Consider the following 24,804-nt stretch of genomic DNA (forward strand, 5'->3'; position numbering starts at 1 on the left):
CCCGGGATGCTACCGGACGTACCAGAACTCTGCTTTACAGATGAGCGCAAGGGCGCAAATTGGATAACAATTCGCCAATGCTGGTATTGGGCATCGAAACCACCTGCGACGAGACCGCTGCGGCCGTGATCGAGCGGACACCTGACGGCAGCGGCAAGATTCTCTCCAATATCGTGCGGTCGCAGGTCGAAGAGCACGCCCGCTTCGGCGGCGTGGTGCCGGAGATCGCCGCGCGCGCGCATGTCGACCTGCTCGACGGCATCATCGATCGCGCCATGCGGGAGGCCGGCATCGACTATGCCCAGCTCGACGGCGTCGCCGCGGCCGCAGGACCCGGGCTGATCGGCGGCGTCATCGTAGGGCTCACCACAGCGAAGGCGATCGCGATGGTGCACGACACGCCGCTGGTTGCGGTGAATCATCTCGAAGCGCATGCATTGACGCCGCGCCTCACCGACGGCATCGAATTTCCCTATTGCCTCTTCCTCGCCTCCGGCGGCCATACCCAGATCGTCGCGATCACCGGCGTCGGCCAGTATGTGCGGCTCGGCACCACCGTTGACGATGCCATCGGCGAAGCCTTCGACAAAGTCGCGAAGATGCTGGGACTGCCATATCCCGGCGGACCGCAGGTCGAGCGCGCGGCGGCAGGCGGTGACGCCACGCGCTTTGCGTTTCCGCGGCCGATGCAAGGGCGTCCCGATGCGAATTTCTCGCTGTCGGGATTGAAGACGGCAGTGCGCACCGAAGCGAGCCGGCTGGCTGAGCTCACGCCGCAGGACATCAGCGATCTCTGCGCGAGCTTCCAGGCCGCGGTGCTGGATTCGACGGCCGACCGCCTCAGCGTTGGCCTGAAGCTTTTTCGTGAGCAGTTCGGCGCGCCGCGCGCGCTCGTGGCCGCCGGCGGCGTCGCCGCCAATCAGGCGATCCGCGGCGCTCTCGATGACGTCGCGAGGCAGGCGCAGACGCAACTGATCATGCCGCCGCCCGCGCTCTGCACTGACAACGGCGCCATGATTGCCTGGGCCGGAGCCGAACGCCTCGCGCTCGGCCTGACCGACACGATGGACGCGCAGCCGCGCGCACGGTGGTTGCTCGACGCCAATGCGGCGGCGCCTCGGGGCTACGGCAACACACGGGCGGGATTCTGACGATGACCGCGTTCCAATCCATCGCGGTGATCGGCGCGGGCGCCTGGGGTACCGCACTGGCAATGGTGGCGGCGCGGGCAGGGCGGAGCGTGACGCTCTGGGCGCGCAACGCGGAGCATGCGACGCGGATTGCATCGACGCGCGACAATCCGCGGCTGCCCGGCGTGCGGCTTGCTCCGGACATTGTCGTCACGAGCGATCCGGCGATCGCCGCGCGCGCCGACATGCTGCTGATCGCAACGCCTGCGCAGCACTTGCGCGGCGCGGTCAACATGTTGGCCTCGCATCTCGCAAAACACATTCCGGTCGTCGCCTGCGCCAAGGGCATCGAGCACGGCACCCATAAGTTCATGACAGACGTGATCGCCGAGGCCGCGCCGCACGCGCAGCCGGCGATCCTGTCAGGCCCAAGCTTTGCCGACGACGTCGCCCGCGGCCTGCCGACGGCTGTGACCCTGGCGGCAAGCGATGAGGCGTTGGCCAGCAGCCTGGTGCAGGCGCTGGGCTCGCCGACATTCCGCCCCTATCATTCCACGGACATCCGGGGTGTCGAGATCGGCGGCGCCGCCAAGAACGTGCTGGCGATCGCAGTCGGCATTTCCGTCGGGCGCAAGCTCGGCGCCTCGGCCCAGGCGGCGCTGACGACCCGCGGCTTTGCCGAGCTGACGCGTCTTGGCCGCGCGCTCGGCGCGCGCAGCGAGACGCTCACTGGTCTGTCCGGCCTCGGTGATCTGATTCTCTCCTGCTCGAGCCCGCAATCGCGCAACTTCGCGCTCGGACTCGCACTCGGGCGCGGCGAGCAGCCGCCTGCCGGCAAGCTCGCCGAGGGCGAGTTCACGGCCCCTGTGCTGATCGAACTCGGCGCTTCGCAAAACATCGAGTTGCCGGTATCAGAAGCGGTCGCATCGATCCTGAGCGGCCGAAGCACGATCGATGCTGCGATCTCGGGGCTGATGACGCGTCCCTTCAAGGCAGAGGAATGACGTCTTTCTCGTCATGGCAGCGCTTGTCGCGGGCATCCACGTCTTGATATTGACGGATAGCAAAGACGTGGATGACCGGGGCAAGCCCGGCCATGACGAATGGACAGGGCGCATTATGAACTACTGGCTGGTGAAATCCGAACCGTCGGTGTGGTCCTGGGAGCAGCAGGTTGCGAAGGGCGCCAAGGGCGAGGCCTGGACCGGCGTGCGCAATTTCACTGCGCGCCAGAACCTCGTGAACATGAGGAAGGGCGACAAGGCGTTCTTCTATCATTCCAACGAGGGCAAGGAGATCGTCGGGATCGCGGAGATCATCAAGGAGGCCTATCCCGACCCGACCGACAAGACCGGCAAATTCGTCTGCGTCGACATCAAGGCCGACAAGCCCTTGAAGACGCCAGTAACGATGGCTGCGATCAAGGCCGAGAAGAAGCTCGCCGACATGGCGCTGGTGAAATATTCGCGCCTCTCGGTGCAACCGGTGACGGCAGAGGAATGGAAACTCGTCTGCAAGATGGGCGGAATCTAGCCGAAGCTGCCGGAGCCTGGATTGCGCTTCGCTCCATTCGGGCTACGATACCCGGGCTTGCGGGTCCGGCAACGCAAACACCTCACAAGGCGCCGCAATCCCGCGCAGCGAATGCGATCCGAGTGCGATCAACGGCATGTCCGTCTCGGCCGCAAGCGCCCCCGACACGAGCACGGTCCGCCCGAGCGGCTTGCACAATCCCTCGAGACGACTGGCGAGATTGACGGCGGGACCGATCGCGGTGAAATCGAGCCGGTTGGCGGCGCCGATATTGCCCCAGAGCATCTCGCCGAGATGGAGCGCCGCACCGAACGCGAGCGGCGGCAGCCCTTGCGCGCGGCGCTCGGCGTTGAGATAGGCCATCCCGGCTTCGGCCGCACTCGCCGCACGGAGAGCGGCATCGCAGGCGCGGCGCGGCGATGCCTCGAGCACCGGGAAGATCGCGAGCACGCCGTCGCCGATGAATTTCAGCACCTCGCCGCCGAAGGCATGAACCGCGCCGGCGATGCGGTCGAACCAGGCGTCGAGCGCCGCGATGACCTGGGCCGGCGGCGCGGTTTCCGACAAGCTCGTGAAATTGCGCAGGTCCGCATAGAGCAGCGCAGCCTGAATGGTCTCGCCGAGGTCGCGCCGCAAGGGTGCCGCCAGCACCCGCTCTGCGCTGCGCTTGCCGAGATAGGCATCCAGTGTCGCGCGCAAAGTGGCACGCGCCGCGAGCACGGCAAGGGGCGTCGCGGCAAAGCGCGCGGCCTGGCGCAATTGCTCGATCTCGTCTGCAGTGAACGGACGCGGACCGATCCAGCCCAGTTGCGGCCCATCGAGCCGGCCGACGATGTCTTCGTGCACCTCGCCGTGCGCGATGTCGCGCAGCCAGCGGCGGCCGGCATCGTTCGGCGGGTCCGGCGCCAGCCCGCCAGGCACGAAGCCAAGCGCTTCGATCACCTGACCGCGATCAGCCCGCCACAACCACGTGCGCTTCGCGATCAGCGGGTGCGGCACCTCCAGCGTCAGGCTGCCTGCCGCAAGCGGCACGCCGTCGGCCACCAGATGAGCGCCGAGCTCCGCGAGCAGGCGGTCGGCTCCGGGACAATCCGAGGCGGCATCGACGAGCCAGGCGAGGGTCGGAGATAGATCCATGGTCCGATGATGGCGAAGCCGGGCCGTCTTTGTCACGGGCAATCCTTGACGGAGCCCCGCAGCGCCGCCATGTCCCAAGGTCAGCCTAAGGCAAGACGAGGGATGATCGCCAATGACCGAGCCGTTCATGGTGCGGCGCGAGACCCAGATCGCGGCCCCACGTGCCACGGTCTTCGCCTATCTCACCGACCCCGAGAAGATCCTCAGCTGGATGGGCTCCGACGCGACCACGGAACCACATCCGGGCGGGCTCTACCTGCTCAAGGGTATCGGTCCGCGCGATGGCGTTGCCCGCGGCGCCTTTCGCGAGGTCGTGCCGGTGCATCGCCTGGCCTACACATTCGGCTGGGAGGGCGGTCAGGAAGTGCCGCCCGGATCGAGCCTGATCGAGATCGACCTGATCGAGCGCGACGGCGGCACGCTGCTGCGCATGACCCATAGCGGCCTGCCGAGCGAGGCGCAGGCCGCCGCGCATGCGAAGGGATGGGCGCATTATCTGGGACGTCTCGCGCGCGCAGCCGCCGGCAGCGACCCCGGCCCGGACAATGGTGTTTCAGACAAGACGTAGGGACGTCGGGCGGCTTACACGGCCGCGGTCGCCACCACCTGCGCCAGCAGCTGCTCGCGTCTTGCCTGCGAACGCTGGCCCTTCATGGTCGCGGCGAAGCGCTCGAGGATGCCCTCCTCGAACGCAGTGACGATGGTGTCATGGACGTAGCTCTTGCGGCAGATTGCCGGCGTGTTGGAGAGCTTGTCCGCCGCGGCGCGGATCGCATCCAGCACCTGCTTCTTGCGGCCGCGCTGGCTGGTCGCCGGCGTGATCCGCGACAGCGATTCCACCACGACGGCGGACGCCATCAGCGTGCGAAAATCCTTCAGCGAGATCTTGATGCCCGCGATCTCGCGCAAGAACGCATTCACCTGCGTGGTGTTGACCGCGCGCACGATGCCGTAGGCATCGCGATACTGGAACATGCGCTTGCCCGGGACGCCCTGCAAAATGCCGATGGCGCGCACCAGCTTGGCCGCGTCGCACTCCTTGCGCACCGCCTTGCCGCCCTTGGCCTTGAAGGTCAGCACGAAGCTGTCGCCTTCCAAGATAACGTTGGACTTCAGCAGCGTGGTGGCGCCGCGGGTGCCGTTGAGGCGGGCATAGGATTCGTTACCCGGACGGATCGCGGTGCGCGCGATCAGCTCGATCACGGCCGAGAGCGCGAACTCGCGCGTCGGCTCGTCCCCCGACAGGAACGCCGAAACCTTGCGCCGGATTTTTGGCAGCGCGCCGACGAGCTTCTCCAGCCGATGCGCCTTGCGCTGCTCGCGCACCTTCTCCCAGTCGGCGTGATAGCGATATTGCAGCCGGCCCGCGGCATCGCGGCCCACGGCCTGAAGGTGCGAGTTCGGATCGGCGGAGTAGCGTACCTCGCGATAGGCCGGCGGCACCGCCATCGCGTGCAGCCGGCGGATGGTGCGGGCATCACGGATGTGCGCGCCATTGGGACGGACGAATAAGTAGCCCTTGCCGCGCTTGATACGGCGGATGGTCAGCTCGTTCTGGTCGCCGAGCCGCAGGCCGAGTTCCTTGGCAAGCGCCTCGACCGTCGCTGCGGGCGCCGTATCGAAGACCTTCTTCGGGCTCGGGCGCCTGAAGGGCGCCGGTTTCGGCCATTGTCCAAGGGCTTTGGCGAGGGCAATGGCCGCAGGATCGGCTGAAGCGGGCCGCATCGTCCCGAGATTCTGCTGATCCATCATAGTCTTATGCCTTTAGCCCTGTCTGTTATCGATCAATGCCGCTGTTCTGATTTTTGTTCCGGGGGTCTCCTTGGACCCGGGTTGGCCATTTAGGGTGTTCCGAACCGTATTGCGAGTCCCGAATCAGTGAGAGGAGGTTGCTAAATACCTCCAATGATGCATGAGGCTCCGCGCCGGGCTGTTCCGCACAAACGGGGTAAACACCCCAAAAGGCGCCCGCGGGCCTGTTTCAGATCCGCGACGGTCGCGGCAGATGGCCTTGATCCTCCGCATGGCCGGCAGCCCACCGAAGGTCCAGCTTGTGCTCCTTGTCGGGTCCGGCTAGCCCGACGCATAATCAGTCAATGATCAAGTCGGCTCGCCGATCGCTGCGTTCGGCCCGCCGTATGTGGAGGGAAGCATGTCCGAGAAGATCTACGACGTCCCCGCGGAGTGGGCGAAACGCGCCTGGATCGACCAGACCAAGTACAAGGAGATGTACGCCCGCTCGATCTCGGACCCGAACGGTTTCTGGGCGGAGCAGGCCAAGCGCATCGACTGGATGAAGGCGCCGACGAAAATCGAGAACGTCTCGTTCGCCCCCGGCAACATCTCGATCAAATGGTTCGAGGACGGTGTCCTCAACGTCGCCCACAACTGCATCGATCGGCATCTGCCTGCGCGCGCCAACCAGACCGCGATCATCTGGGAAGGCGACGATCCCTCGCAGTCAAAGCACATCACCTACAAGGAGCTGCACGACGAGGTCTGCCGGATGGCCAACATCTTGCGCACCCGCAACGTCAAGAAGGGCGACCGCGTCACCATCTACCTGCCGATGATTCCCGAAGCCGCCTATGCGATGCTGGCCTGTGCACGCATCGGCGCGATCCACTCCGTGGTGTTCGCGGGCTTCTCGCCGGACAGTCTCGCCCAGCGCATCAATGACTGCCAATCCAAGGTCATCATCACCGCGGACGAAGGCCTGCGCGGCGGCAAGAAGGTGCCGCTGAAAGCCAATGTCGACGCTGCGCTCCCCAAGACGGACGGCGTCGACTGGGTCGTCGTTGTCAAACGCACCGGCGGCAAGGTCGACATGAACCCGACCCGCGACCTCTGGTACCACGAGGCGGCGGCGATGGTGACGACGGAATGCCCGCTCGAGCACATGCACGCCGAGGATCCGCTGTTCATCCTCTACACCTCGGGCTCGACCGGCCAGCCCAAGGGCGTGCTGCACACGACGGGCGGCTATCTCGTCTATGCCGCGATGACGCATCAATACGTCTTCGACTATCACGACGGCGACATCTACTGGTGCACCGCGGACGTCGGCTGGGTCACCGGCCACAGCTACATCCTGTACGGACCGCTGGCGAACGGGGCGACCACGCTGATGTTCGAGGGCGTACCGAACTATCCTGACAATTCGCGGTTCTGGAACGTCATCGACAAGCACAAGGTCAAGATCTTCTACACCGCGCCGACTGCGATCCGTGCACTCATGCAGGGCGGCGACGAGCCGGTGAAAAGGACCTCGCGCGCCTCGCTTCGCCTGCTCGGCTCGGTCGGCGAGCCCATCAATCCGGAAGCCTGGGAGTGGTATCACCGCGTCGTCGGCGACGACCGCTGCCCGATCGTCGACACCTGGTGGCAGACCGAAACCGGCGGCATCCTGATCACGCCGCTGCCGGGCGCGACCAAGCTGAAGCCGGGCTCGGCGACGCAGCCGTTCTTCGGCGTGGTGCCGGAGATCGTCGACGCCGACGGCAAGGTGCTGGAAGGCGAGACCACCGGCAATCTCTGTCTCACGCGCTCATGGCCGGGCCAGATGCGCACGGTCTACGGCGACCACGCCCGTTTCGAGCAGACCTATTTCTCGACCTACAAGGGCAAGTATTTTACGGGCGACGGCTGCCGACGCGACGCCGACGGCTATTACTGGATCACCGGCCGCGTCGACGACGTGATCAACGTCTCCGGCCATCGCATGGGCACCGCGGAAGTCGAGAGCGCGCTGGTCGCGCATGAGAAGGTGTCGGAGGCCGCCGTGGTCGGCTTTCCGCACGACATCAAGGGTCAGGGCATCTACGCCTATGTCACTCTGATGGCCGGCGTGCAGCCGACCGACGATCTGCGGAAAGAACTCGTCACCTGGGTGCGCAAGGAGATCGGCCCGATCGCTTCGCCCGACCAGATCCAGTTCGCGCCGGGTCTGCCCAAAACCCGCTCGGGCAAGATCATGCGGCGCATCCTGCGCAAGATCGCCGAGGACGAGCCCGGTAGCTTAGGGGACACTTCGACCCTGGCCGATCCCGCCGTGGTCGACGATCTCGTCAAGAACCGGCAGAACCGGAAATCGGCGTAAGTCATCGGGATCGTTCCGGGTGATGCGTGAGCATCGAACCGGGACCCCGCAACTCTGAACTTCATGCCGGGGCCACGCTTGCGTGGCCCCGTCATTTTTGGCCCACATCGTCGCCAATCCTGCAATGTTGCTCGCGAAGGATTCCAGGACTAACCTGAAGTTGTTATTCCAGGGCGATTATGCGAGGGCTGGTGCTTGGCCGATATTTTTTTCAGCTATGCCAAGGTTGATCGCGCGCAGATCGAGCCCATCATTCATGCACTCGAAACCGAGTGGACGGTGTGGTGGGATGACGATCTTCAGATCGCACGATCCTTCAGCGAGGAGATCGAGGAAGAGCTGAATAGAGCGTCGTGCACGATCGTCGCGTGGTCGAAAGCCTCGACGAAATCCAAATACGTTCTTGATGAAGCCGGGCTCGCCAATGAGGCGGGCAAGCTCGTTCCGATCTCGCTGGACGGTGCCAAGCCTCCGCTGGGCTTCCGTGGTATTCAGACAGGCGATTTTTCGAAATGGCAAGGCGATCGCAACGCCCCGGAGTTCATGAAGCTTCGTCAAGCAGTTCAATTGAGAGTGGGAGTTCAACCAGCTCCAACCAAGTCGACGTCATCGCCCGCCAACGAACTTCCTGGTTCGACCAGCCCCGGACCTGTCAAAGAGCGACCTGCTGGAGATGAGCCTGGGCCCTCAAAACCAGAACCGGCCGGAGGAAAGCCACGATCATTGCAGGGTTGGTTGATCGCATTGGCAATCGCAATGGCAGCAGGCGTCGCGGTCGCCGTCGTCATGCTGAATCGGCCGCCGGCAGGCCGCCCCTCCATACCTGACGTAACTGCGACGCCGAGCCCTACGGCCACAACGGCGGAGACTGCTTTCAAGGGAGTGACGATCTACCTGCACACCAAACGTCCTCAGCAGCAGGTCGATGCGCTTCTTGCGAAGCTGCACGACGCCGGCTTTGAGCAGTTCCGCTCGGATGATAACGTCGACAACGACAACAAGCCGGACAGCGTATCGCCACGCTCGGGGGTTGATTACCGCGCGGGGGATGCGAAGAGTCTTGCGGCCGCCACCAAAGCCGCTCAGATCACCAACGAGTTGCTCGGTACCGGCATCAAGCCGCGGCCACAGACCATGGAGGCCAACAAGCTCGGCATCTGGCTGCCTTATCGGGGCGACTACACAGCCTCTCTCGTCTTTGCCGGCGACTTCAACCGCGACCGCGACATCAGGCCGTTCGCGCGCGAGGTGGGGGCGCTGGGCTGGAAATGGCAGGAGCCCACGGCCGGGGGCGGCACCAGGAGCGAGGCAGCGGCGCGGACGTGCGAGGTGCGGTATGGATCTCCGTCCGACCGCCCGTTCGCTGAGCTGCTGGCCAAGGACATTACAGGGATCGCCGCTCCTGCTGGAGCCACACGCGTTGCGCCCGGTGGGGTGAGCGTGAAGGTCGATTCCAGTGTCGCCGCGAGCAGTCTCCAAATCTGGATCGGCTCCGGAATCTGCAAATAGCCGCGGGCTCCTCGGACCAGACCGGCTCTTCCCGGCACCTCCTCGCGTAATTGTCAGAGCGGGCGGTGCCTCCCCCGCGTCTTTCCCGCCCAGTGTTGTTTTCAGGTCATTTACTTTGTTTCGAACATTTCCTTTGTTCCCCCTGCCAGCTGGCCCTCGGCGGCCGTGCGTGGAAACCATCCGGTTAACGGGCGCGGTTAACAATGAGCGTGACGAGGGCTCGGCGCGGCGGCAATTGCCGGGTTTTGCGTCATTTTGGACGATTTGTTTTGGGCAAAGGGAAGCATCGATGTCGATGAGGATTGCAGTGGCGCTGGCCGCCACCATCGGGGTTGGGGTCTCGATGTCGACGGAGGCAGAGGCACGGCCGGAACTGGTGGGGGCGCATCTGGCCGACTATTCGCCGGGCACCATCGTGGTCAAGACCAGCGAGCGGCGGCTCTATCTCATCCTCGATAACGGCCATGCCGTGCGCTATCCGGTCGGCGTCGGCAAGGCCGGCAAGCAATGGGCCGGCACGACGAAGATCGACGGCAAGTATCTCAATCCGGCCTGGGCGCCGCCCGCCGAGGTAAAGCGCGACAAGCCGAACATCCCCGACGTCATTCCGGGCGGCTCGCCGCGCAATCCGATGGGCGTTGCGGCGATGACGCTCGCCGGCGGCGAATACGCCATCCACGGCACCAACGTGCCGGGCTCGGTCGGCGGCTTCGTCTCCTATGGCTGCATCCGCATGCTGAACGACGATATCACCGATCTCTATGGTCGCGTCTCCGTCGGCACGACGGTGGTCGTGACGCGCTGATCGCCTGAATCGGTCGAGATGAGAAAGCCGCGTCTTTCGACGCGGCTTTTTTATTGCCAGAAGCGCCAGCCGCGCGCGCACCAGCCGTCGCGATGGCCGCCATTGTAGCTGCGAACAAAGCCGCCGGCGAGCAACGCGGCCGAGACGTTGGCGGTGCGCTTGGTGGCGACGTCGGCGAGAAGGCGGCCGTATTTATCCTGACCGAGGTTGTAAATCATCACGCCGCCCTGACCGAGCAGATTGCGTAGCGCATCGCTGGCGGCCTCGGCCTTGTCCAATTCATCTCGACAAGATGCTTTCATCTCGGGCGCATCGATGCCGCGGAGACGGACGCGCGCGACGAGATCGCGCCCGTCGCGCCGATGCAGGCGCGCGAGGAACGTATCGCCGTCGATGGTGCGGACCACCTCGACCGGTTGCCTCACATCGGACCTGTCGGACTGCTGCAGGATGATCCCGGCATCGCGCGAGTGTTCGTCATCGACACGCGGAATGGGCCAGATCGTTCCCTGGCGAAGGCCGAGCACGACGGCCGTCACAACGCCAACCACGAACATCCACGGCAACAGGCCGGACAAGCGGCGGCCGAATGGCGAGCCGCTGTATGAAGGCCGGTATGGATGGCCGGGGTCGAAGCGCGACATTCCTGCACGCTACGGCTGAGTCGAGTGAACCGGCAAGTTCACTTAAGACGAGCGCGCGTCACGCGGCGCGTCAAAAGTCCGAAGCGATGCCATTTCGCTCCCAATCGCCGTAGCGGGTCGGCTCCGGCCCCTTTGGTCCCTGCAGCTCCCTGGGCGCGGCTCCAGCATGCGCGGCGATGGCAGCCTGCCGGCGCGCCTCGGCTTCGGCCAGCGCGCGCTGTGCCGCCGGCGGCAGCGGCTTGCGATCGGGAACGGAGGGCTCGTCACTCATCTCTTCGGGTTTCTAGCGCAGGATCAGGGGAAGTGCGAGGTCCAATTACGCATTGCTGAATTGGTCATTGCAGACTGCTGTCGCGAGAGGACATTCTTACATTTGGCATATTCGCGTGTCAGAGATCGCCTTCTCAAGGCATGCGCCCTTTGCGGCGGAACTGCCGCTCGCTCAGAACCTTGCTTCCGCATGCCATCTCAACGTTTCGTCCCTCCATCCGAAGTGCCAGGTCTTGCGGCACGCCGGATTGCCGCCGACATCGTCGACGGCGTGCTGCACAAGCACCGCACGCTTGACGACCAGCTCGACGGCGGCAGCGCACATCCCGGACTGAAGACGCTGGCCGACCGCGACCGCGCGCTGATGCGGCGCCTCGTCGCCACGGTGCTGCGCCGGCTCGGCACGCTCGGCCATGTGCTGTCCCGCCTGCTCGACAAGGGCATTCCTTCCGACGCGCCGCGCGCCCAGAGTGCGCTGTTGATCGGCGCCGCCCAGATTCTCTGGATGGACGTGCCGGATCATGCCGCGGTCGATCTTTCCGTTCGCCTCGTGCAATCCGACCGCCGCGCCGCGCGCTATGCCGGCCTCGTCAACGCCGTGCTGCGCCGCTGTGCGCGCGAGGGCAAGGCGCTGGTCGAGGAAGTCGCGACGCAATCGCTGGATCTGCCGCCGTGGCTCCTCGCGCGCTGGAGCGCGCATTATGGCGAAGCGACCGCGCGAGAGATGGCACTGGCGCTTGGGCACGAGCCGTCGCTCGATCTGACGGTGAAGTCGGATCCCGCACAATGGGCGAGCCGTCTGCATGGCGAGACACTGCCGACGGGAACGGTGCGGATGCTGCTGCACGGTTCGGTGACCATGCTGCCCGGCTTCGCCGAGGGACAATGGTGGGTGCAGGATGCTGCCGCCGCGCTGCCCGCCCGGCTGTTCGGCGACGTCAAAGGCAAGTCCATTGCCGATCTCTGCGCCGCCCCCGGCGGCAAGACCGCACAGCTGGCGCTATCGGGCGCGCATGTCACGGCCGTCGACCGCTCGCCCGCGCGGGTGGCGCGTTTGCGCGAAAACCTGGCGCGACTGTCGCTCCAGGCCGAGACTGTCGTCGCTGACGCCGTGGAATGGGCCGGCCCGGCCGAGGCCTTCGACGGCGTCCTGATTGATGCGCCCTGTACCTCGACCGGCACGATCCGCCGTCATCCCGACGTGGCATGGCTGCGGCAGGAATCCGACATCGCCGCCCTGGCCTCGCTGCAGCAGCGGCTGCTACGAAAATCGGTGTCGCTGCTCAAGCCGGGCGGGACGCTGGTCTATTGCACCTGTTCGCTGGAGCCCGAGGAGGGTGAGCAGGCCGTGGCGGCGCTGCTCGCCGCCGAGCCTGCGCTTCGCCGCGTTCCGATCAAGGCGTCGGAGGTCGCGGGCCTGGACGAAATCCTCAACCGAGACGGCGATCTTCGCACCCTGCCCTGCCATCTGCCGAACGCCGATCCCAAGCTCGGCGGCCTCGACGGATTTTTCGCGGCCCGGCTCGTTAAATCCTGATTTTGCACTGGATTTTGCGACCACGACGCTGATTCGCGCCGTTCAAGGTGGTGTCAGACGTCCGATTTTGGGATTAATAAGGATTCGTCACTGATCCTCTCCCCCTTCAAGGCAAGGCGTGTCGGTCGCTCAACGCAGACGTATCTCGACGCTGGTCATGAACCGCTTCGCGCGGAACATGCTCGCGCGCGCGAGCGGCGGTTCCGTTGCGTTGTCGCGGGTCTGGCCCGGCCGCACCGACCGGCTGATCATCGCACCGCACGACCTGCGCACCGCGGACGCGACCCGCGCCGCCGAGATCTATGCCGGACGCTTCGTCTTCGCCGGCAAGATCGTCAATTGCCACGGCCGCTCGATCTTCGATCTCGAGCCGCCGTCGGAGGATTGGGAGGTTGCGCTGCTCGGCTTCGGCTGGCTGCGTCATTTGCGCGCCGCCGACACCGCGCTGACGCGGGCGAATGCGCGGGCACTCATCGAGGACTGGATCGCCAACCCCGCCAACAAGCGCCGCCCCGTCGCGCGCCGCGCCGACGTGCTGGCCCGGCGCGTGATCTCGCTGCTGTCGCAGGCGCCGCTGGTGCTGGGCGAGACCGACAACAAGTTCTATAGGCGCTATCTGCGCGCCCTGGCGCGAGAGATCCGCTTCCTGCGCTACACCATGGTCGACATCCCGGACGGGGTGCCAAAGCTCCAGGTGCTGATCGCGCTGTGCTATGCGGCCCTGTGCCTCGCCAACCAGACACGTCACATCCGCAGCGCCTCGAAGAAGCTGTCCGATGAATTGCAGCGGCAGATCCTACCCGACGGTGGACACATCTCCCGCAACCCGGGCGCGCTGATCGAACTTTTGATCGATCTCTTGCCGCTGCGGCAGACCTTTGCCGCGCGCAACATCGCGCCGCCGCCGGCGCTGCTCAATGCGATCGACCGCATGATGCCGATGCTGCGCTTCTTCCGGCACGGCGACGGCAATTTCGCCCTGTTCAACGGCATGAGCGCGACCTCTTCGGACCTGCTCGCCACGCTGCTCGCCTATGACGACACCCACGGCATGCCGATGGCGAACATGCCGCATACCGGCTTCCAGCGCCTCGATGCCGGCCAGACCACGCTGATCATCGATACCGGCCCGCCGCCGCCGGCCGGCGTCAGCCATGATGCCCATGCCGGCTGCCTGGCGTTCGAACTGTCTTCCGGCATCAGCCGCATCGTCACCAATTGCGGCATGCCGACCACGGGTCGCGACAATTGGCGGCCGTTCGCACGCAGCACGGCGGCGCATTCGACGCTGACCTATCACGACACCTCGTCATGCCAGTTCGTCGAGATGTCGGCGATGAAACGGCTCCTGCACGGCGCACCCGTCACCAGCGGTCCGGTCGAGGTCGAGAGCTATCGCGAGGTGGTGCCGAACGGCATGCTGCTGACGACGTCGCATGACGGCTATCTCGGCAAGTTCGGGGCGATCCACCGCCGCGTGCTGATGATCACCAATGACGGCGCGCGTATCGACGGCGAGGACACGCTGTCGCCGCCGCAGGGCGGACGCTTCAAGGGTGCCGATGCGGATTTCGCGCTGCGCTTCCATCTGCATCCGGCGGTGAAGGCGAGCCGGTTGTCGGACGCCCGCGGCGTCATGCTGGTGCTGCCGAATCGCGACGTCTGGACCTTTGAAGCATTGGACGACAAGGTCGACCTCGAGGACAGCGTGTTCCTGGCCGGCAATGACGGCCCGCGCCGCACCGCGCAGATCGTGATCCGGCAGAACGCCCGCCAGGCGCCGTCGGTGCGCTGGAGCTTCGTTCGCTCCACCGCCTCGCCCGCAGTCACCAACGCCCGCCGCAACGCCAGGCGCGAGCCGGAACTTCCGTTGTAACCGCGCGCGATTCGGCCCATCCCGGCGTTGTGAAAACGGTCGAAAGCTGCTAACGAACACGCGCTCGCGCGACTGGCGACCTTGGATGGAGCACCATCGGGAAGCGCGGGATATGGCTGCCGCGCGCCTGGGCATAGGTACTCCTTACAACAGAGGATCTTGTCCATGACCAACACGACCCGCCGCGTCACCCGCGCGCTGCTTTCCGTTTCCGATAAGACCGGGTTGATCGAGTTTGCCCGCGCGCTCGCCGCACGCGGCGTGGAGCTGGTTTCGACCGGCGGCACCGCAAAAGCGATCGCCGCGACGGGCCTCAAGGTGAAGGACGTCTCCGACCTGACCGGCTTCCCCGAGATGATGGACGGCCGCGTCAAGACGCTGCATCCGAAGGTGCATGGCGGCCTGCTCGCGATCCGCGATAACAAGGAACATGCGGACGCGATGAAGAAGCACGGGATCGCGCCGATCGATCTCCTGGTCGTCAATCTCTACCCGTTCGAAGCAACCGTCGACAAAGGCGCCGGCTTCGAGGATTGCATCGAAAACATCGACATCGGTGGACCCGCGATGATCCGCGCTGCTGCCAAGAACCATGACGATGTCGCCGTCGTCGTCGAGGCGCAGGACTACAAGGCGGTGCTCGACGAGCTTGCCCACAATGACGGCGCGACCACGCTTGCGCTGCGCCGCCGGCTTGCCGCGAAAGCCTACGCGCGCACCGCGGCCTATGACGCCGCGATCTCGAACTGGTTCACTCGGCAGCTCGAAATCGACGCGCCGGATTTCCGCGCCTTCGGCGGCCGGCTGATCCAGTCGCTGCGCTATGGCGAGAACCCGCACCAGACCGCGGCGTTCTATGCGACGCCCGACAAGCGCCCGGGCGTCTCCACCGCACGGCAGCTCCAGGGCAAGGAGCTCTCCTACAACAACATCAACGACACCGATGCCGCCTATGAATGCATCGGCGAGTTCGACGCCAAGCGCACGGCGGCTTGCGTCATCGTCAAGCACGCCAATCCTTGCGGCGTCGCGGAAGGCCCTGACCTCGTCACCGCCCATCGCAAGGCGCTTGCGTGCGACTCGACGTCAGCCTTCGGCGGCATCATCGCGATGAACCGCGCGCTCGACGCTGACACCGCGCGCGAGATCACGAAGATCTTTACCGAGGTCATCATCGCGCCCGATGCCAGCGAGGAGGCGATCGCCATCATCGGCGGCAAGAAGAACCTCCGCCTGTTGCTCGCCGGCAGCCTGCCCGATCCGCGTGCGCCGGGCCTCACGGCCAAGACGGTCGCGGGCGGCCTGCTGGTGCAGAGCCGCGACAACGCGGTGGTCGACGACATGACGTTCAAGGTCGTGACCAAGCGCGCACCGACCGACGCGGAGATGCGTGACCTGAAATTCGCGTTCCGGGTGGCAAAACACGTCAAGTCCAACACCATCATCTACGCCAAGGATCTCGCCACCGTCGGGATCGGCGCAGGCCAGATGAGCCGGGTGGATTCAGCACGGATCGCGGCACGCAAGGCGCAGGATGCCGCAGCCGAGCTGAAGCTGGCTGAGCCGCTCACCAAGGGTTCGGTGGTGGCGTCGGATGCCTTCTTCCCGTTCGCCGACGGCATGCTCGCCTGCATCGAGGCCGGCGCAACCGCCGTGGTGCAGCCCGGCGGCTCCATGCGCGACGACGAGGTGATCAAGGCCGCCGACGAGCACGGCATCGCCATGGTGTTCACGGGCACGCGGCACTTCAGGCACTGAGCCTCACTGTCGTCCCGGACAAGCTCGCCCTAGGCGCGCATCGGTCCTGACTTCGTCATTGCGAGCGTAGCGAAGCAATCCAGATTCATTCGCGCGGGGGCAGTCTGGATTGCCTCGTCGCTTCGCTCCTCGCAATGACTGAGGTGAGATCGCATGCTGCGGGCTACTCCCGCACGCGCATCAACAGGCCAAGTCCCGCAACGAAGAACACCACCAGCACGGCCATGCCGGCCTTCTGGCTCGCGGTCACCGCGGTGATCATGCCGATCAAGAGCGGTCCGACGAAGGACGTCACCTTCCCGGTCAGCGCGAACAGGCCGAAATACTGAGCGATGCGATCGTGCGGTGCGAGGTGGATCAGCAGCGTGCGGGAGGCGGCCTGCAGCGGGCCGCCGGCCGCACCGATCAAACAGCCCAGCACGAGATAGGCGCGCTCCGCCGCGCTCGAGAACAGGGGAGCGCCTGCTTGCGGCGGCGCGACCTTGATGAAGAAGATCGCATCCTTGTCGACCAGCAGGATCGCCGCCAGCGACAGCAGCAGGATCAGCATGCTGCCGGCGATCACGCGCTTCGGTCCGAGACGATCGTCGAGCTTGCCGCCGAGCCATGCGCCGAACGCGCCGGCAATCGCGAGCATGATGCCGAACGTACCGATCTGGATCGTGTGCCAGCCGAACGTGCCTGCGGCATAGATGCCCCCAAACGCGAACAGCGACACGAGACCATCGGTGTAGATCATGTTGGCGAGCAGGAACGCCGCGAGCGACTTCTGCTTGGGCAACCCTTTGATCGACTGCTTGAGCTCCCACAGGCCCTCGCGCAGCGCCTCGTGCAACGGGCGCCTCGCCGGATAATCCGGCGTGAACAGGAACATCGGCGTCACGAAGATGATGAACCACAGCCCCGTCAGCGGCCCGGCGGCACGGTCGCCCTGATGCGTGACGGGATCGAGCCCGAACAACGGTGTGACGCCGAGCAGCGTGCGACCAGTCTCGGGATTGGCGGCGAGCAGGCCGAGCACGATGACCAGGCTGACGATGCCGCCGATGTAGCCCGTAGCCCAGCCTGTGCCGGAGAGCCGGCCGATCCGTTCCGGCGGCACCAGGGTCGGCATCATCGCATTGTTGAAGACGGTGGCGAATTCCGCACCGACGCTGGCGAGCGCGACCGCGGTGAGCAAGGTCGGAATGATGGCGTAATCGCCGGGCTTGCCGATCCAGAGCGTGCAGGACGCCAGCACCAGCACCGCGCCGAAGCCTGCGATCCATGGCTTCCTGCGGCCCGCCGCGTCGGCGATGGCCCCCAGCACGGGTGACAGCAGCGCGATCGCAAGGCCCGCCGCGGCCATCGCGAAGCCCCACAGCGACTGGCCGGCGGCGGGATTTGGCGCAACGCTGCTCGCGAAATAGGGCGCGAACACAAAGGTCGTGATCAGCGTGAAATAGGGCTGCGCAGCCCAGTCGAAGAAGATCCAGCTGACGATGGCGGCACGGGGCGGATAGGTGCGCGGGGTGCTGGTCATGCGCACGTCGGGGGCGATCGTCGTCATCACGCAGTCCTCATCACGAACAGTTTTGCCTCTACCGGCGCAAACCGTATAGCATTGCAGCGAGACGTGTGAACTGGCCCGAGCACGCGGCGGAAGTTTGATGATGTCGTCATATTCGACACGGCGGACATTTTTTGCCTTCATAGCCACGCTGGCGTTTGGCTTCGCTCCGGCGGCCGCTCAGGATGCGCGGACGGGCTATGTCCCGCCTGCACGCGACAGTGTGCGCGCCGTCGCCGCCGAGCACGGCATGGTGGTGGCGCAGGAGAAGATTTCCGCACAGGTCGGCGCCGACATCCTGCGGCGCGGCGGCAATGCGATCGATGCTGCGGTCGCGACCGGCTTTGCGATGGCGGTGACCTACCCGCGCGCCGGCAATATCGGCGGCGGCGGCTTCATGGTGATTCATTCCGCCGATCGCAATGAAGACGTCACGATCGACTATCGCGAGACGGCGCCGGCTGCGACGACCCCGCAGATATTTCTCGGCGCCGATGGCAAGCCTGACGCGACGAAGTCGCGCGATTCCGCGCTCGGCATCGGTGTGCCCGGCACAGTCGCCGGCCTCGCGCTGGCATTGGACAAATACGGCTCGGGACAGTTCACGCTGGCGCAACTACTCGCGCCGGCCATCGCGCTCGCGCGCGATGGCTTCACCGTCAGCGACGACATTGCCGATACGCTGCCGAGCTGGCACCGGCGGCTGGCACGCTGGCCTTCCTCGGCCAAGATCTTCTCGCGGCCCGATGGCACGCCGCTGGGCGAAGGTGACCGGCTGGTGCAGGGCGATCTCGCCGAAACGTTGTCGGCCGTAGCCGCAGTGGGGCCGCGCGGCTTCTATCAGGGGCCGGTCGCGGAGAAGCTCGCCAAGGCCGTGACCGACGCCGGCGGCATCATGACGCCGGCCGACCTCAGAGCCTATCAGCCGGTCATCCGCGCGCCGGTGCGCGGCACCTATCGCGGCTATGATATTGTCTCGATGCCGCTGCCCTCGTCCGGCGGCGTGGTGCTGGTCGAGACACTCAACATCCTCGAGGGGTTTCAGCTCGCTGATCTGAGGCAGGGATCGCCGGCATCGCTGCATCTCTTGATCGAGGCCATGAAGCGCGCCTATGCCGACCGTGCGCGCTATCTCGGCGACCCCGCCTTCGTCGACGCGCCGATCGAGACGCTCATCGCAAAGGACTACGCCGCCAAGCTGCGCGCGGGCATTTCCGCCGAACGCGCCACGCCCTCGAATGACCTCGTGTCCGCGTCTGCCGCGCCGCGCGAGGGCAGCAACACCACGCATTTTTCCGTCGTCGACAGTCGCGGCAACGCCGTCAGCAACACGTACACGCTGAACTTCAGCTATGGCGTCGGCCTCGTCGCCGAAGGCACCGGCGTGCTGCTCAACAACGAGCTCGACGATTTCACGGCGGCGGTCGGCGCTTCCAATGCCTATGGCCTCGTCGGCTTCGAGGCAAATCTGCCTGGACCCGGCAAACGGCCGCTCTCGTCGATGTCCCCGACCATCGTGCTGAAGGACGGCAAGCCGGTGCTGGTGGCGGGCTCGCCTGGCGGCAGCCGCATCATCTCGACCGTGCTTCAGGTGATCGTGAACGTCCTCGACTACAGGATGGATGTTGCGGCCGCGGTCGCAGCGCCGCGGCTGCATCACCAATGGTTGCCGGATGAAGTGCGCGTCGAACGCGGCTTTCCCGACGACGTGCTGCTCGGGCTTAAGGTGATGGGCCATCTCATCGTCGAGCCGATGGGACAGACATCGGCGAATTCGATTCTCGTGACGCCGAACGGACCGCTCGGCGCGGCCGATCCGCGCACGCGCGGCGCGGAGGCGGCGGGGCAGTAAACCCGCTCTCTCTGCATGGCACGACCGCGCGCGCCGGCTTGCTCGGCCGTCGCGCATGCTACTACCGTCCGCCAAAACAATTGCCGGGGAAACGCAACATGACCATCGCCGATCCGAACCAGCGCATCGAACGCGCCGAGATCGAGGACACCAGCCTGCTCGCCTTCTATCGCGACATGAATACGTCCGAACGGCGGACGTTCTGGGCCTGCGCGGCGGGCTGGGCGCTCGACGGCATGGACTTCATGATCTACCCGCTGGTGATCGGCACCATCATCGCGCTGTGGAAGGTCGATGCAGCCTCGGCCGGCCTTGCCGGCACGGTGACGCTGCTCGCCTCCGCCATCGGCGGCTGGCTCGGCGGTTATCTCTCCGACCATATCGGGCGTGTCAGGACGCTCCAGATCACTATCGTCTGGTTCTCTTTCTTCTCCCTGGTCTGCGCCGTCGTGCAGAATTTCGATCAGCTCTTGATCGCGCGCGCCGTTCTCGGTCTCGGCTTCGGCGGCGAATGGGCCGCCGGCGCCGTGCTGATGGGCGAGGCGATCCGGCCGCAATTTCGCGGGCGCGCGGTCGGCTCGGTGCAGTCGGGCTGGGCGGTCGGCTGGGCTCTCGCCGTGCTGTCGCAGGCGATCCTGTTCTCGCTTCTGCCGGCGGAGACGGCCTGGCGTTGGATGTTCGTGATCGGTGCGCTACCGGCACTGCTGGTGTTCTACATCCGCCGCTCCGTCACCGAGCCGGAGATCGCAGCCGAGGCCCGAGCAAAGCAGGCGGAAACGGGCGGTCATCCGAAACTCTGGGAGATCTTCACCTTCCCGATCGTGAAGACCACGGTGCTTGCGTCTCTGATGGCAACGGGCTGCCAAGGTGGCTACTACGCCATCACCTTCTGGGTGCCGCAATTCCTGACCAAGGAGCGGCACCTGTCCGTCGTCGGCTCGACCGGCTATCTGTCGACGCTGATCATCGGCTCCTTCATCGGCTATCTCACCGGTGCCTGGCTTGCCGATCGGATCGGGCGGCGCAATCTGTTCCTGATCTTCTCGCTAGGCGCCATGGCAGTAGTGCTGCTCTACACGCAGCTGCCGCTAACCAACGAGATCCTCTGGATACTGGGTTTCCCGCTCGGCTTTTTCGCCTCGGGCTATTTCTCCGGGATCGGCGCGTTCCTCACAGAACTCTATCCGACGCGACTGCGCGGCTCCGGCCAGGGCTTTTGCTACAATTTCGGCCGCGGCATCGGCGCGCTGTTTCCATTCCTCGTCGGCGCGCTGTCGGCGACGACGTCGCTGGCGAACGCGATCGCGATTTTTGCGGTAGTCGCCTATGCGGTGTTCTTCATCGCCGCGTTCGCGCTGCCGGAGACGCGCGGGCGCGTGCTGCACGCGGATTGACGGCTCGGCGTCATCCCCGGGCGATGCGAAGCATCAAACCCGGGATCTCGAGATTCCGGGTTCGGTGCTGCGCACCGCCCCGGAATGACGAGATAGTGGCTTACCTTCCCACCTGGTACGGCCCGCCCTTCTCGAGGGCACGCGCATAAGCCGGCCGCGCGTGGATGCGCTCCAGGAACGCCATGGCCTTCGGATGGCCCTGCTCGAGCCCGCCTCGCGCTTGGGCCGCTTCCAGCGGAAAGCTCATCTGGATGTCGGCCGCGGTGAACTCGCTGCCGGCGAACCATTCGCTCTTGCCAAGCTCACCTTCCCAATAGTCCATGTGCTGCTTGAGCTGCGGATTGACCAGCGCGGTCAGCGCCTGGTTGCAGACCTTGCGCACCAGCGGCCGAAGCAGCGCCGGCGCGCGCTTCGGCATCAGCGTGAACAGCAGCTTCAGGAGCAGCGGCTGCATCGCCGATCCTTCCGCATAGTGCAGCCAATAGGTGTAGCGCAGCCGCTCCGGCGTGTTCGGCGGCGGAATCAGCCGGCCATTGCCATAGGTGGCGATGAGGTATTCGATGATCGCGCCTGACTCGGCGATGGTGTTGCCGTTGTCGGTGATGACGGGCGACTTGCCGAGCGGATGGATGGCGCGCAGCTCCTTCGGCGCGCGCATGTCCGGCTGGCGCTGATAGCGCACGATCTCGTAAGGCACACCCAACTCCTCGAGTAGCCACAGCACGCGCTGCGAGCGGGAATTGTTGAGGTGGTGAACGGTCAGCATCGCGGAGTCCTCAAGCATTGGGCGTGGTCGGTCGGCCGCGCCGTTCGTGCCAGCCCGGAAACGCATTGTCGAGCCGCAGGTACAGATATTTTCACCCGGGTATATTGACGGCGGGAATTTACCCGGGTATTAAGCTCGCGGCACGAACAAAATGGCAATGATTCCAATGCAAGGGACCTACACAGCCTTCGTCGGCCAGCGTCGGCTGGCCTCCGGCACGGCCGGCGATGTCGCGCTCGCGGTCAAGCGAGCCACGCAATCGCTGGACCAGCCGATCATCATCTTTGATGACGGCACCGGGCGGTCGATCGATTTCGACCTGCGCGGCGATGACCGCGAGGTGCTGGCGCGGCTGGCGAAGCTGGCCCCGCCGCCGAGTGAGGAGGCTGAAGCACCCGCAGAGCCGCGCGGCCGCGGCCGGCCGAAACTCGGCGTGGTCGCGCGCGAGGTGACGTTGCTACCGCGACACTGGGAGTGGCTCAACGCGCAGGCGGGCGGTGCCTCGGTCGCGCTGCGCAAGCTGGTCGACGAGGCCAGGCGCGCGAGCGGCGACAAGGACCGCGAGCGCCAGGCGCGCGATGCCGCCTATCATTTCATGTCGACCATCGCCGGCAATCTGCCGCAGTTCGAGGAAGCCTCGCGCGCGCTGTTCGCGGATGACCGGCGGCGCTTCACCGGGCTGATCGCGGACTGGCCGACCGACATCCGCGACCACATCGTCAAGCTCGCCTACAGCGACCGCGCTTAAACCGCGCGCCGCTTCTTCACAACCCCATCGACAGCCGAGCCGCGCATTGCGCGGCAACGGCTTCGCACACCCTGATGAAAGGCCAATCCATGTCCGCCGCAACACCTCTCTGGACCACATTCCTCCGCTTCCTTGCTCCCCTAATGCTCAGCAACGCGCTGCAATCGCTGTTCGGCACTGTCAGCAACGTCTATCTCGGCCAGATGATCGGCGTCGACGCGCTCGCCGCCGTTTCGGCGTTCTTCCCCGTGATGTTCTTCCTGTTCGCCTTGGTCATGGGCCTGAGCACCGGCGCGACCGTGCTGATCGGCCAAGCGTTTGGCGCGGGCGAGCACAACGGGATCAAGCTCGTCGTGGGGACGACGCTCGCAGTCGGCTTGCTGCTGTCGATTTCGATTGCACTGGTTGGCGGGCTCTTCAGCCGGCAATTGATGATCGCGCTCGCCACGCCCGCTGACATTCTCGATGAGGCCAGCGCCTATGCGCGAATCATGCTGCTGACCATGCCGCTCGGCTTCATCTTCCTGCTGATGACGGCGATGATCCGCGGAGTCGGTGACACATTGACGCCGCTGCTGGCGCTGGCGTCGTCGACTGCGATCGGCCTGATTCTGACGCCACTGCTGATCCGCGGCGCGTCCGGATTGCCGGCGGCGGGTATCACCAGTCCGGCGTGGGCGGCTGCGATCTCGAACATGCTCACGCTGACCTCGCTGGCCGTCTATCTGCTGAGGAGGAAGCACGCGCTCGCGCCGGACGCGGCACTGCTGCGTCAGGTGCGGTTCAACGGCGCCGTGCTCAGTAAGATTCTCGGCATCGGGCTGCCGAGCGCGATCGGCATGATGGTGATGGCGATCGCGGAGCTGGTGCTGCTCGGCCTCGTCAACGGCTTCGGCTCAAACGCCACGGCCGCCTATGGCGCCGTCAATCAGGTGATGGGCTACACGCAGTTCACGGCGATGTCGATTTCGATCGCGGTCTCGATCCTCGGTGCGCAGGCGATCGGTGCCGGCGACCGGGCGCGGCTCGACCGCATCGTGCGCACCGGCCTTGCGTTCAACCTCGCTCTGACCGGCGGGCTGGTGGCGCTGATTTACCTGGTGCCGCGCACGGTGCTTGGCATCTTCATCACCGAAGGCGCCGTGCTCGATCTGGCGAGGGAGCTGCTGTACATCGCCTTGTGGAGCTCGGTGCCTTTCGGCCTCGCCACGGTGTTTTCCGGCGCGATGCGCGCGGCCGGCGTCGCCTTCACGCCGATGCTGCTGTCGATCTTCGCGATCGTCGCGATCGAGCTGCCGGCTGCGGTAATCCTGAGCGGCACGATCGGCCTTGGGGGCGTATGGGCCGCCTATCCGATTGTGTTCTGCGCCATGCTCGCCCTGCAGATGGGCTATTACCTCCTGGTGTGGCGCAAGCAGGCAGTCCAGCGTCTGATCTGATCCCCAAAGTATTATGACCATCATTAAACGGTGGACCTGTGGCGCGGCCTGCGCCACAATGAGCAAAAAGCGACGTCAGGGAGAATGATATTGACCCGCACCGCCCCGCAATTCCTGTTCGACTTCGGCAGCCCTAACGCCTATCTCAGCCATCTGGCGATACCGGCGATCGAGCAGCGGATCGGCGTCAAGTTCGAATATGTGCCGATCCTGCTCGGCGGCATCTTCAAGGCGACCAACAACAAATCGCCGGCCGAGACGCTGGCCGGCATCAAGAACAAGCGGGAGTTCCAGCAGGTTGAGACCGAGCGCTTCATCAGGCGCTTCCATGTCCAGCCCCATGTCTGGAATCCGCATTTTCCCGTCAACACGCTGAATTTGATGCGCGCGGCAATCGCGGCGCAGCTCGAGGGAGTCTTCGAAAAATACGTCGAGGCCGCCTTCCACCACATGTGGCGCGAGCCGAAGAAGATGGACGATCCTGAGATCGCGGCGAAGGCGCTGGAATCCTCCGGCCTCGATGCGCAGAAGCTGTTCGCCCGGACCCAGGAACCCGAGGTGAAGGGCAGACTGATCAAGAACACGGAGGAGGCAGTCGCCCGCGGCGCATTCGGCTCGCCGACTTTCTTCGTCGGCAACGAGATGTTCTTTGGCAAGGAGCAGCTCCGCGACGTCGAGGAGATGGTCCTCGGCAAATAGCATCATACTCCAGCGACAGAATGTGATCGCGGCAACATTCTGGGTTGCTTCGCTTCGCT

General features: G+C 65.4%; 21 protein-coding genes and 1 riboswitch. Of the genes, 15 read left to right on the forward strand and 6 right to left on the reverse strand.

The genetic code is table 11. From position 1 onward, the window contains the following. The first annotated feature begins 77 nt into the window (after positions 1-77). From tsaD to EAV90_RS18730, 3 genes are all read left to right on the forward strand, one after another. Complete coding sequence (tsaD, locus tag EAV90_RS18720; protein ID WP_122400314.1) at positions 78-1,151, forward strand: tRNA (adenosine(37)-N6)-threonylcarbamoyltransferase complex transferase subunit TsaD; 1,074 nt, start codon at positions 78-80, stop codon at positions 1,149-1,151. 2 nt (positions 1,152-1,153) lie between these two features. Beyond that, positions 1,154-2,134 carry an NAD(P)H-dependent glycerol-3-phosphate dehydrogenase gene (locus EAV90_RS18725; protein ID WP_122400313.1) on the forward strand — a complete coding sequence of 327 codons (981 nt, stop codon included), beginning with the start codon at positions 1,154-1,156 and terminating at the stop codon, positions 2,132-2,134. Positions 2,135-2,249: 115 nt separating this feature from the next. Beyond that, positions 2,250-2,663: an EVE domain-containing protein gene (locus tag EAV90_RS18730; protein WP_129144323.1), complete on the forward strand. Its 414-nt coding sequence runs from the start codon at positions 2,250-2,252 to the stop codon at positions 2,661-2,663. Between the two features lie 42 nt (positions 2,664-2,705). Here the strand turns inward: EAV90_RS18730 and EAV90_RS18735 are convergent, their stop codons facing one another. Further along, positions 2,706-3,800, reverse strand: coding sequence for an adenylate/guanylate cyclase domain-containing protein (locus tag EAV90_RS18735; RefSeq protein WP_164937015.1), 1,095 nt, complete (start codon positions 3,798-3,800; stop codon positions 2,706-2,708). A 112-nt stretch (positions 3,801-3,912) separates the two neighbouring features. Here EAV90_RS18735 and EAV90_RS18740 point away from each other — a divergent pair, with 112 nt between their 5' ends. Beyond that, complete coding sequence (locus EAV90_RS18740; RefSeq protein WP_129144325.1) at positions 3,913-4,368, forward strand: SRPBCC family protein; 456 nt, start codon at positions 3,913-3,915, stop codon at positions 4,366-4,368. A gap of 14 nt (positions 4,369-4,382) precedes the next feature. Here the strand turns inward: EAV90_RS18740 and EAV90_RS18745 are convergent, their stop codons facing one another. Beyond that, entirely contained in the window at positions 4,383-5,552 is a 1,170-nt protein-coding gene (locus tag EAV90_RS18745) for a DNA topoisomerase IB (RefSeq protein WP_122400309.1), read from the reverse strand. Positions 5,553-5,952: 400 nt separating this feature from the next. Between EAV90_RS18745 and acs the strand changes: the two genes are divergently transcribed. The 3 genes from acs to EAV90_RS18760 all read left to right on the forward strand — a co-directional run bounded on the left by acs (position 5,953) and on the right by EAV90_RS18760 (position 10,213). Continuing rightward, positions 5,953-7,899 (forward strand): acetate--CoA ligase, encoded by a 1,947-nt coding sequence (gene acs, locus EAV90_RS18750; RefSeq protein ID WP_164937009.1) that lies wholly within the window; start codon positions 5,953-5,955, stop codon positions 7,897-7,899. A 195-nt stretch (positions 7,900-8,094) separates the two neighbouring features. Next, positions 8,095-9,408, forward strand: a complete 1,314-nt coding sequence (locus EAV90_RS18755; protein ID WP_164937010.1) for a toll/interleukin-1 receptor domain-containing protein — start codon at positions 8,095-8,097, stop codon at positions 9,406-9,408. Between the two features lie 289 nt (positions 9,409-9,697). Next, positions 9,698-10,213 carry a L,D-transpeptidase gene (locus EAV90_RS18760; protein ID WP_129144328.1) on the forward strand — a complete coding sequence of 172 codons (516 nt, stop codon included), beginning with the start codon at positions 9,698-9,700 and terminating at the stop codon, positions 10,211-10,213. A 50-nt stretch (positions 10,214-10,263) separates the two neighbouring features. On the opposite strand, the gene EAV90_RS18765 is transcribed toward EAV90_RS18760, so the two are convergent. Next, positions 10,264-10,857 (reverse strand): thermonuclease family protein, encoded by a 594-nt coding sequence (locus EAV90_RS18765; protein ID WP_129144329.1) that lies wholly within the window; start codon positions 10,855-10,857, stop codon positions 10,264-10,266. 70 nt (positions 10,858-10,927) lie between these two features. Beyond that, the gene (locus tag EAV90_RS18770; protein WP_129144330.1) at positions 10,928-11,128 is read right to left on the reverse strand and encodes a DUF1674 domain-containing protein; all 201 of its coding nucleotides are present in this window, start codon (positions 11,126-11,128) and stop codon (positions 10,928-10,930) included. A 189-nt stretch (positions 11,129-11,317) separates the two neighbouring features. Here EAV90_RS18770 and EAV90_RS18775 point away from each other — a divergent pair, with 189 nt between their 5' ends. The 3 genes from EAV90_RS18775 (at position 11,318) to purH (ending at position 16,298) form a co-directional block, all read left to right on the forward strand. Next, on the forward strand, positions 11,318-12,664 hold the full coding sequence (locus EAV90_RS18775; RefSeq protein WP_129144331.1) for an RsmB/NOP family class I SAM-dependent RNA methyltransferase: 1,347 nt from the start codon (positions 11,318-11,320) through the stop codon (positions 12,662-12,664). A 157-nt stretch (positions 12,665-12,821) separates the two neighbouring features. Next, positions 12,822-14,540 carry a heparinase II/III family protein gene (locus EAV90_RS18780; RefSeq protein WP_164937011.1) on the forward strand — a complete coding sequence of 573 codons (1,719 nt, stop codon included), beginning with the start codon at positions 12,822-12,824 and terminating at the stop codon, positions 14,538-14,540. Positions 14,541-14,598: 58 nt separating this feature from the next. Further along, positions 14,599-14,680: riboswitch (ZMP/ZTP riboswitch) on the forward strand. A 25-nt stretch (positions 14,681-14,705) separates the two neighbouring features. Further along, positions 14,706-16,298: a bifunctional phosphoribosylaminoimidazolecarboxamide formyltransferase/IMP cyclohydrolase gene (gene purH, locus EAV90_RS18785; protein WP_129144333.1), complete on the forward strand. Its 1,593-nt coding sequence runs from the start codon at positions 14,706-14,708 to the stop codon at positions 16,296-16,298. A 163-nt stretch (positions 16,299-16,461) separates the two neighbouring features. Here purH and EAV90_RS18790 read toward each other — a convergent pair whose 3' ends face one another. Next, the gene (locus tag EAV90_RS18790) at positions 16,462-17,847 is read right to left on the reverse strand and encodes an MFS transporter (protein WP_122400301.1); all 1,386 of its coding nucleotides are present in this window, start codon (positions 17,845-17,847) and stop codon (positions 16,462-16,464) included. Between the two features lie 100 nt (positions 17,848-17,947). Here EAV90_RS18790 and ggt point away from each other — a divergent pair, with 100 nt between their 5' ends. Both ggt and EAV90_RS18800 read left to right on the forward strand, forming a co-directional pair. Then, the gene (ggt, locus tag EAV90_RS18795; RefSeq protein ID WP_129144334.1) at positions 17,948-19,699 is read left to right on the forward strand and encodes a gamma-glutamyltransferase; all 1,752 of its coding nucleotides are present in this window, start codon (positions 17,948-17,950) and stop codon (positions 19,697-19,699) included. Positions 19,700-19,797: 98 nt separating this feature from the next. After that, positions 19,798-21,093 (forward strand): MFS transporter, encoded by a 1,296-nt coding sequence (locus EAV90_RS18800; RefSeq protein ID WP_122400299.1) that lies wholly within the window; start codon positions 19,798-19,800, stop codon positions 21,091-21,093. Positions 21,094-21,193: 100 nt separating this feature from the next. Here EAV90_RS18800 and EAV90_RS18805 read toward each other — a convergent pair whose 3' ends face one another. Next, complete coding sequence (locus tag EAV90_RS18805; RefSeq protein ID WP_036038860.1) at positions 21,194-21,859, reverse strand: glutathione S-transferase family protein; 666 nt, start codon at positions 21,857-21,859, stop codon at positions 21,194-21,196. A 166-nt stretch (positions 21,860-22,025) separates the two neighbouring features. Between EAV90_RS18805 and EAV90_RS18810 the strand changes: the two genes are divergently transcribed. From EAV90_RS18810 to EAV90_RS18820, 3 genes are all read left to right on the forward strand, one after another. Continuing rightward, positions 22,026-22,607 carry a DUF2239 family protein gene (locus tag EAV90_RS18810; protein WP_162500057.1) on the forward strand — a complete coding sequence of 194 codons (582 nt, stop codon included), beginning with the start codon at positions 22,026-22,028 and terminating at the stop codon, positions 22,605-22,607. Positions 22,608-22,696: 89 nt separating this feature from the next. Further along, on the forward strand, positions 22,697-24,046 hold the full coding sequence (locus tag EAV90_RS18815) for an MATE family efflux transporter (protein WP_174221542.1): 1,350 nt from the start codon (positions 22,697-22,699) through the stop codon (positions 24,044-24,046). A gap of 90 nt (positions 24,047-24,136) precedes the next feature. Beyond that, a complete protein-coding gene (locus EAV90_RS18820; protein WP_174221541.1) occupies positions 24,137-24,745 on the forward strand; it encodes a 2-hydroxychromene-2-carboxylate isomerase in 609 nt (202 codons plus the stop codon). Positions 24,746-24,804: the final 59 nt, after the last annotated feature.

The sequence above is a fragment of the Bradyrhizobium vignae genome (assembly GCF_004114425.1).
Classification (GTDB): Bacteria; Pseudomonadota; Alphaproteobacteria; order Rhizobiales; family Xanthobacteraceae; genus Bradyrhizobium; species Bradyrhizobium vignae.

Excerpts from the sequence above, each read along its gene's own strand:
- tsaD (WP_122400314.1), top strand. The coding sequence starts at position 78 with ATGCTGGTATTGGGCATCGAAACCACCTGCGACGAGACCGCTGCGGCC.
- EAV90_RS18725 (WP_122400313.1), top strand. The coding sequence starts at position 1,154 with ATGACCGCGTTCCAATCCATCGCGGTGATCGGCGCGGGCGCCTGGGGT.
- EAV90_RS18730 (WP_129144323.1), top strand. The coding sequence starts at position 2,250 with ATGAACTACTGGCTGGTGAAATCCGAACCGTCGGTGTGGTCCTGGGAG.
- EAV90_RS18735 (WP_164937015.1), bottom strand. The coding sequence starts at position 3,800 with ATGGATCTATCTCCGACCCTCGCCTGGCTCGTCGATGCCGCCTCGGAT.
- EAV90_RS18740 (WP_129144325.1), top strand. The coding sequence starts at position 3,913 with ATGACCGAGCCGTTCATGGTGCGGCGCGAGACCCAGATCGCGGCCCCA.
- EAV90_RS18745 (WP_122400309.1), bottom strand. The coding sequence starts at position 5,552 with ATGATGGATCAGCAGAATCTCGGGACGATGCGGCCCGCTTCAGCCGAT.
- acs (WP_164937009.1), top strand. The coding sequence starts at position 5,953 with ATGTCCGAGAAGATCTACGACGTCCCCGCGGAGTGGGCGAAACGCGCC.
- EAV90_RS18760 (WP_129144328.1), top strand. The coding sequence starts at position 9,698 with ATGTCGATGAGGATTGCAGTGGCGCTGGCCGCCACCATCGGGGTTGGG.
- EAV90_RS18765 (WP_129144329.1), bottom strand. The coding sequence starts at position 10,857 with ATGTCGCGCTTCGACCCCGGCCATCCATACCGGCCTTCATACAGCGGC.
- EAV90_RS18770 (WP_129144330.1), bottom strand. The coding sequence starts at position 11,128 with ATGAGTGACGAGCCCTCCGTTCCCGATCGCAAGCCGCTGCCGCCGGCG.
- EAV90_RS18775 (WP_129144331.1), top strand. The coding sequence starts at position 11,318 with ATGCCATCTCAACGTTTCGTCCCTCCATCCGAAGTGCCAGGTCTTGCG.
- EAV90_RS18780 (WP_164937011.1), top strand. The coding sequence starts at position 12,822 with ATGAACCGCTTCGCGCGGAACATGCTCGCGCGCGCGAGCGGCGGTTCC.
- purH (WP_129144333.1), top strand. The coding sequence starts at position 14,706 with ATGACCAACACGACCCGCCGCGTCACCCGCGCGCTGCTTTCCGTTTCC.
- EAV90_RS18790 (WP_122400301.1), bottom strand. The coding sequence starts at position 17,847 with ATGACGACGATCGCCCCCGACGTGCGCATGACCAGCACCCCGCGCACC.
- ggt (WP_129144334.1), top strand. The coding sequence starts at position 17,948 with ATGATGTCGTCATATTCGACACGGCGGACATTTTTTGCCTTCATAGCC.
- EAV90_RS18800 (WP_122400299.1), top strand. The coding sequence starts at position 19,798 with ATGACCATCGCCGATCCGAACCAGCGCATCGAACGCGCCGAGATCGAG.
- EAV90_RS18805 (WP_036038860.1), bottom strand. The coding sequence starts at position 21,859 with ATGCTGACCGTTCACCACCTCAACAATTCCCGCTCGCAGCGCGTGCTG.
- EAV90_RS18810 (WP_162500057.1), top strand. The coding sequence starts at position 22,026 with ATGCAAGGGACCTACACAGCCTTCGTCGGCCAGCGTCGGCTGGCCTCC.
- EAV90_RS18815 (WP_174221542.1), top strand. The coding sequence starts at position 22,697 with ATGTCCGCCGCAACACCTCTCTGGACCACATTCCTCCGCTTCCTTGCT.